This is a genomic window from Caldisericum sp., assembly GCF_049967455.1.
Classification (GTDB): domain Bacteria; phylum Caldisericota; class Caldisericia; order Caldisericales; family Caldisericaceae; genus Caldisericum; species Caldisericum exile_A.
Genome location: NZ_JBMFSR010000044.1, coordinates 1 through 7,715 on the forward strand (window position 1 = coordinate 1; position 7,715 = coordinate 7,715).

5 protein-coding genes and 1 pseudogene are annotated in these 7,715 nt (G+C 37.4%); 5 read left to right on the top strand and 1 reads right to left on the bottom strand.

The features are described 5' to 3' along the window. Positions 1-289, bottom strand: a pseudogene (locus ACP5SP_RS06890) (transposase); the annotation flags it as partial. Positions 290-429: 140 nt separating this feature from the next. Between ACP5SP_RS06890 and ACP5SP_RS06895 the strand changes: the two are divergent. The 5 genes from ACP5SP_RS06895 to ptsP all read left to right on the top strand — a co-directional run bounded on the left by ACP5SP_RS06895 (position 430) and on the right by ptsP (position 7,479). Further along, a complete protein-coding gene (locus ACP5SP_RS06895) occupies positions 430-1,230 on the top strand; it encodes an MIP/aquaporin family protein (RefSeq protein WP_428076321.1) in 801 nt (266 codons plus the stop codon). 65 nt (positions 1,231-1,295) lie between these two features. After that, complete coding sequence (dhaK, locus tag ACP5SP_RS06900; protein ID WP_428076322.1) at positions 1,296-2,297, top strand: dihydroxyacetone kinase subunit DhaK; 1,002 nt, start codon at positions 1,296-1,298, stop codon at positions 2,295-2,297. Between the two features lie 47 nt (positions 2,298-2,344). After that, entirely contained in the window at positions 2,345-2,989 is a 645-nt protein-coding gene (gene dhaL / locus ACP5SP_RS06905; protein ID WP_428076323.1) for a dihydroxyacetone kinase subunit DhaL, read from the top strand. 18 nt (positions 2,990-3,007) lie between these two features. Then, on the top strand, positions 3,008-4,522 hold the full coding sequence (gene glpK, locus ACP5SP_RS06910; RefSeq protein ID WP_428076324.1) for a glycerol kinase GlpK: 1,515 nt from the start codon (positions 3,008-3,010) through the stop codon (positions 4,520-4,522). Between the two features lie 389 nt (positions 4,523-4,911). Beyond that, a complete protein-coding gene (gene ptsP, locus ACP5SP_RS06915; protein WP_428076325.1) occupies positions 4,912-7,479 on the top strand; it encodes a phosphoenolpyruvate--protein phosphotransferase in 2,568 nt (855 codons plus the stop codon). The last annotated feature ends 236 nt before the right edge of the window (positions 7,480-7,715 follow it).

Consider the following 7,715-nt stretch of genomic DNA (forward strand, 5'->3'; position numbering starts at 1 on the left):
TCTTTAATCCTCTTTCGCTGTAAAGGTCATCTCCTACAAATACATTCCTTTTTCCATTTTCTAATTCAACAATAACTTTCTTTCCATATGTTCTTAATACATATGATGCATAACACCTGGAATATCCTGTGAGTTTAACAAATTCATCAAGTATCTTTCCTTTTTCTTTCTTTGTTGCTTTCTTATATAGCCTGCTCTCTTCTCTTATCACAGCCTTCTTCTCCTTCAAGGATAAACTCATAAAGCCTCCTTCCTTCAGTTTCTTTAGAATCTCTTCTAACTTTTTCATCATTTTACCTCCATTTCTATTTTTGAATAGATTCTTATGTGAGGCAACGATTCAATTTCATATAGAATTTTGATGATGCAATTCGACCTCTTGACAAAAAATTTATTTTTAGTATAATCTTTTTAAGGAAGGAGGAATTTATGAAGAAAGAAAATCTGTTTGGCGAATTCGTCGCTGAGGTTTTCGGGACCTTTATTCTAATTTTACTCGGCGATGGCGTTGTTGCGAACGTTGGACTTGCACCTCGTCTTGCATCCGTTGCTTACAACTGGAACACAATAACTATCGGATGGGCTATGGCTGTATTAGTTGCAGTTTACACAGTTGCTGGTGTAACGGGAGCCCATATTAACCCCGCTGTTACTTTTGCATTAGCTGTTAAAAGAGGTTTTCCTTGGAGAAAGGTTGTTCCCTATTGGATTGCGCAGGTCCTTGGTGCTTTCTTGGGAGCTTTTGGTGTTTTCTTGGTTTATTATGGTGGGTTGAAGGCAGCAGGAATGCCAAATGTTTGGTGCACGGGACCAGGTTCTGTGTTCGGTCAAGCTTTCTGGGGGAGCGTAAGTTCTGCAACTCCTCAAGGCAGTTACACTCTCTGGAACGCTTTCCTCACAGAAATCTTTGGTACAGCAGCACTACTTTGGGGAGTTCTTGCATCTGGTGACATTAAGAACAATGCTGTTGGAGCAAATCTGGGTGGCTTCTTGGTTGCACTTACAGTTCTTGGTATAGGTCTTTCACTTGGTGGTCCAAGTGGATATGCAATTAACCCTGCTCGTGATTTAGGTCCACGTATTTTCGGTGCGATCGCTGGAACAAAAGGTTTATTTGATGGATCTTATTGGTTTGTAGCTCCGATTTTAGGTCCATTAATTGGTGCTGTTTTAGGCGTTTTAACTTATGATTGGTTCGTAACTCCTTTCCTTGCAAAGAAAGAGGGATAAATAGTTTCAAAGAAAGGGGAGTGTTAGCTCCCCTTGGTGTTTATTTAATTAAGAAGGGGGTCAAAATGAAAAAATTAATTAATAAGCCAGAAGATGTTGTAAATGAGTCATTAGAGGGTCTTGGATTGGCGTTTCCTGAATTGGTAAAAGTTAACTTTAATCCCAATTTTGTTTATAGATCTGATGCGCCAGTTAAAAATAAAGTAGCAGTTATATCTGGTGGAGGAAGCGGGCATGAACCAATGCATGTTGGATTTGTTGGTAAAGGAATGCTTGATGCTGCTTGCCCGGGGCAAGTTTTTACTTCACCAACCCCTGATCAGATGTATGAGGCAGCAAAGAAAGTTAATAGTGGCAAAGGCATACTATTTATTGTAAAGAACTACAGCGGAGATATAATGAATTTTGATATGGCTGCTGATCTTCTTAGGGGGGAAGGAATCGAGGTCCAAAGTGTAATTATTGATGATGATGTTGCTGTACAAAATAGCTTGTATACTCAAGGTAGGCGAGGAGTAGGAACAACTGTTCTTGCAGAAAAAATTGTTGGAGCAGCTGCCGAGAAAGGTTATCCTTTAGATAAATTAACGGAACTTGCAAAAAGGATTAACGCAAATGGTAGAAGTATGGGCATGGCTTTAACTCCTTGCACTGTGCCAATGGCTGGCAAGCCTACTTTTGAGCTTGCAGAAGATGAAATGGAGATTGGCATAGGTATCCATGGGGAACCTGGGCGAGAGCGTATGAAGTTAAAGACTGCTGATGAGATAACAGAGATTCTTGCAGAGACAATAATAAATGACCTTCCCTATAAATCTGGGGATGAGGTATTGGCTTTTGTGAATAGTATGGGAGGAACTCCTGACATTGAGCTATTTATTGTATATCGGAAATTGCACAAGATCCTTGAATCAAAGGGTATAAAAATTGCACGAAAGTTGATTGGAAGATACATAACTTCTTTAGAGATGCAGGGTGTTTCGATAACGCTTTTACGTTTAGATGAAGAGATGAAGAGTTTGTGGGATGAACCTGTTTTGACTCCTGGTTTGCGTTGGGGCATTTAAAATTTAATGAAAAGATTTAAAAGCTTAAATTAAAGAGGTAAAAACTTATGAAATTAAGCAATAAGGATGTTATTGATTATCTGAAAAAGGCATCTGAAATACTACATGAGAATAAAGAATATCTCACTGATCTGGATTCTGCTATCGGCGATGCTGATCATGGGATAAATATGGATAGAGGTTTTCAAACAGTTTTGAAAAATCTATCTATGCTTGAGGGGAAAGATGTTGGAGCAATTTTAAAAGCTGTTGGTATGTATCTAGTGTCAACCGTTGGTGGAGCAAGTGGGCCGCTTTATGGAACAGCATTTATTCAAGCAGGTTCAGTTCTTGCTGGGAAATTTGAAATTGATGAAAAAGACATTGTAAAAGCAATGCAAGCTGCTTTGGATGGGATAGTAATGAGAGGAAAGGCTGAAAAAGGAGACAAAACGATGATTGACACTATTGCACCGGCACTTGAGGAACTTAAAAAATCATTATCAGACGGATTAGATTTAACGGAAGCGCTCGAAAGAACAGTCAAAGCAGCAGAAGAAGGGATGAAGAGTACGATTCCTATGCTTGCAAAGAAAGGTAGAGCAAGCTATCTCGGAGAAAGAAGTATTGGTTATCAAGACCCAGGTGCAACTTCTTCTTATTTATTAATTAAGTTAATGCTTGATGTTATTAAAGAAAAAACTAAAAAATAATTTAAAAGGAGGTCTAAAATGGCAACAAAAAAATACGTTGCAGCAGTTGATCAAGGGACGACAAGTACAAGATTTATGGTTTTTAACCACAGTGGGGAGGTTGTAAGCAGTTATCAGTTAGAACACCAACAGATTTATCCAAAGCCAGGATGGGTCGAACATGATCCAATGGAAATCTGGCAGAGGACGCAAGAGGTAATTAAAGGTGCATTAGCGAAGGGAGTCTCGGCCGAAGAGATTGCAGCAATTGGTGTTACAAATCAGAGAGAAACAACAGTTGTTTGGAATAAGAAAACTGGCAAGCCTTATTATAATGCAATAGTTTGGCAAGATACAAGGACTAAGGAGATTTGTGATGAGTTAGCAAAAGACGGTGGCCAAGATCGATTCAGAAAAAAAGTTGGTTTACCTCTTGCAACTTATTTTTCAGGACCAAAGATTAAATGGATACTTGATAACATACCTGGTGTAAGAGAAGATGCTGAAAAAGGAGAGGCTGTATTCGGTAATATTGATACCTGGATAATATGGTGGCTCACTGGTGGACCAAATGGGGGAGCTCATGTAACTGATGTAACAAATGCTTCAAGAACAATGCTTATGAATCTTGAGACACTTGACTGGGATGATGAAATTCTACATATTTTAGGTATTCCAAGGCAAATGCTTCCTAAAATTCGTCCATCAAGCGATCCTAATGTTTATGGTTATACTAAAGAAAACGGGCCTCTTGGCACTGCAATTCCGGTTGCGGGCGACTTAGGTGATCAACAGGCTGCTCTAGTTGGTCAGACCTGTTTCAATGTAGGCGAAGCAAAAAATACATATGGTACTGGATGTTTTATGCTACTCAATACAGGCACAAAACCTGTCCAAAGTAAAAGCGGTTTATTAACGACTCTTGGATACAAATTTGGAAAAGAACCCGCAGTTTATGCACTTGAAGGGTCTATTGCAATAACTGGAGCTCTTGTTCAATGGCTTAGAGACAATCTAAAGTTCTTTGAAAAATCATCTGATATTGAAGCTATTGCAAGGACTGTTGAGGATAATGGTGGAATTTATTTTGTTCCCGCATTCTCCGGATTGTTTGCGCCTTACTGGAGGAGCGACGCTAGGGGAGTAATTGTTGGACTTACTCGTTATATTAATAAAGGTCATATTTGCAGAGCGGCCCTTGAGGCAACTGCCTATCAAACAAAGGATGTACTTGAGGCTATGAATAAGGATTCTGGTGTTAAATTGGCAGCATTAAAGGTTGACGGAGGAATGGTTTATAATGAGCTTTTAATGCAGTTCCAGTCTGATATTCTGAATGTTCCAGTTATTAGACCAAAGGTTGCTGAAACTACAGCTCTTGGTGCATCTTATGCTGCTGGGTTAGCAGTTGGATTTTGGGATAACCTTGATGATCTGAGAAAGAATTGGATCATAGATAAGACTTGGCATCCAAAAATGGATGAAGCAACAAGAGAAAAACTTTACAAAGGTTGGCTCAAAGCTGTTGAACGTACATTTAACTGGGTTGAATAATCAGAGTAGAATAGTATAAGCTTATGTTAAAAAAAGGGGGGGATGATTATACCCCCCTAGAATTTAAAGAAGGATAAAGAGTGTTTTTGAATGCTGATATTTTAAAGTTTTTAAAAGTATGCTATTATTAGTAGGGAGAATATTAAATGAGGAATGACAAAGATAGTCATAGCTCGTTAAGAGATTTTATCCCTATTTGGGGTTGGATTTTAATATTTTTAATACCTCTGCTTTTAAGTGAATTTATGTTCTACGTAGCAAGCAGGTGGTTTAATTTGATAGCTTTTCCGATTGTTTGGATTGCTTTTTGGTGGATTATTATGTATAGGTCTGATTGGAAAATTTTTAAAAAGAAAAGTAAACATTAATAAGTTCTAAAGAGGTCAGAGATGGTTGGAATAGTTATTGTAACACATAGCGATGATTTAGCAAAAGCAGTGTGTTCACTTGCGCTTCAGATGAGTCTTGGTAAAAATGTTCCAATAGCTCCAGCTGGTGGTCTTGATGACGGAGGTTTTGGTACAAGCATTACCAAAATACAAAATGCCCTTGAAAAAGTTTATAGCGATGATGGAGTGCTAGTTTTAATGGATCTTGGTAGTGCAATTATGACGGTTCAGATGTTCCTTGAGATGTTACCAGAAGAGAAAAGAGAAAAGATTGCTTTAAGTAATGCTCCTTTAGTTGAAGGTGCCATAGCAGCTGTTGTTGCCTCGGCGCAAGGTTTTAAACTTCAAGAAGTTAAAAACGCATCTGAAAAAATTCTCTCTGTCCCAAAACTTGGAGAAGAAATATCAAGTAAGAAGGTAGTTGCGCAAGCTGAAGAAGTTGATAAAACGGAAGGTAACTTGATTAGCATTGAGGTTGTTGTTCCTAATCCTGTAGGATTGCATGCACGTCCTGCCTCTCTTTTTGTCCAGGAAGCTTCTAAATTCAAATCTAAGATAACTATTCAAAACATATCTGCCAATAAACCCCCAGTTGATGCTAAGAGTATGATGGAAGTAGCCTTTCAGGGAACAGCAAAAAAAGGTGAAAAATTACGTATAACAGCTCAAGGCGAAGATGCTAAGCAAGCTATAGATACCTTAAAAAAATTGGTTGAATCTGGCTTCGGTGAAATGGATGTGACGAGTAGTAATGTTAAGCCTTTAGGTAAACCAGTTACAGAGTCTGAAAATTTGGTAAAAGATGCCCAAATTAATGCAAAAGGAAGCATACCTTACGAAACTTTAGAGCTTTCTGGGATACCTGCTTCACCTGGATATGTTGTAGCGCCTGCATTTTTGTTTATGGAAATTTCTTTTGACGTAGAGAAGAGGACAATTGCAGATGTTGAAGAGGAGATAAATAAACTAGATGAAGCAGTAAACAAGGCTATATCTGAAATTGATAGTATAAGAAAAAAGGTTGAAGAAAATGGAAATAAGAATGAAGCGCAAATTTTTGAATTCCATAAAATGATTTTGCAGGACAAAAACCTTATTGGTGAGATAAAAAAGAAGATTTCAAACGAAAAGGTTAATGCAGAATATGCTGTTAAGGAAGTTTTCGAAGAATGGCGGATAAAATTTGAAAAGCTTAATGATGCTTATATGAAACTTAGAGCGGCTGATATAAAAGACATTGGAGACCGTGTAATAAGTATTTTAACTGGTAAAAAGAAACAGAGTATGTCTTCGATAAAAGAACCTGTTATTATTGTTGCAAAAGATCTCTCACCTTCTGACACAGCTCTTCTTGAAAAGGATAAAGTTAAAGGTATTTTAACTGCCCTGGGTGGATCAACTTCACATACTTCAATCCTTGCAAAAATGTGGGGTATACCCGCAGTTGTAGGTGCTGGCGACCAAGTTCTGAGTATAACTTCAGGAACTTTAGTGGCAATTGACGGAATGAATGGCAAAGTCGTTATAAATCCTAAAGCTGATTTAAAAGTCGAATTTGAGAAAAAGGAAGAAGAAAGGATTGAGAATGAAAATAAAGTTCTTAAACATGCCTTTGAACCCGCAATTACGACTGACGGAAAACAGGTTGAAGTTGTTGCTAATATTGGGGATATTCCTTCAGCGTATGATGCACTAAAATTTGGTGCTGAAGGTATTGGACTTTTAAGAACTGAAGTTCTATATCTTGAAAGACAAAATGCACCTGATGAGGATGAGCAATATAACTTTTACAAACAAATTGGTGAAATTATCGGAAAGCGTCCATTGATTATAAGGACAGCTGATATTGGAGGGGACAAACCTTTGCCTTATCTTAAATTTCCAAATGAAAGTAACCCCTTTTTGGGTCTTAGAGCAGTTAGATTGTATTTCGAACAGCCAGATTTTTTTCTTACGCAAATAAAAGCTATTCTAAGAGCAGCCGTTGGCTTTAATTTCAAAATTATGCTACCTATGATTAGTTCAGTTGATGAAGTTGTAAGGGTTAAAAATCTTATTGAGCAAGCTAAGGACGAGCTTTTGAAGGAAGGAAAAGAATTTAATCATCAGGTAGATCTTGGTATTATGGTTGAAATTCCATCTGCAGCAATTCTTGCAGATAAAATTGTTGAAGAAGTTGACTTCTTTAGCATTGGTTCAAATGATCTTACTCAGTATACTCTTGCAGTTGACAGAGGAAATGAGAGCGTTTCAAGTTATTACCAACCTTTTTCTCCAGCACTATTTCGTCTTTTCAAAATGGTTATTGATGCAGCTCACACTCAAGGCAAATGGGCGGGATTGTGCGGGGAACTTGCGGGTGAGAGAGATGCAGTTCCAGTATTGCTTGGTCTAGGACTAGATGAATTTAGTATGAGTCCCAGGTCTATTCCTTCTGTCAAAGCTCTTATAAGATCATTAAACTACGAAAAGACTAAAAGTTTTGGCGAAAATGTTTTAAATGCAAAAAATGAAAAAGAAGTAAAAGAGTTAATTAGAGTCTTTTTTAAAGATTCTAATATAGATTGAGAAAAATTTATTGTGATTTTTAATTACTTAATTTATTTTTATATGAGTTTTTGTTAGCTTTTTATATTTGGTGGTTTGCATTTTTTAAAAAAGTGTTGAAATTTTTTGTAAAGTGTATGTAGCTTAGATCTATTAATATGAAGGAGGCGTTAAATCGTTATGGAAAAGTTTGATGTCGTTATTATTGGTGCAGGTGTCGTTGGAGCTATGATTGCAAGGGAACTTTCAAAGTATGA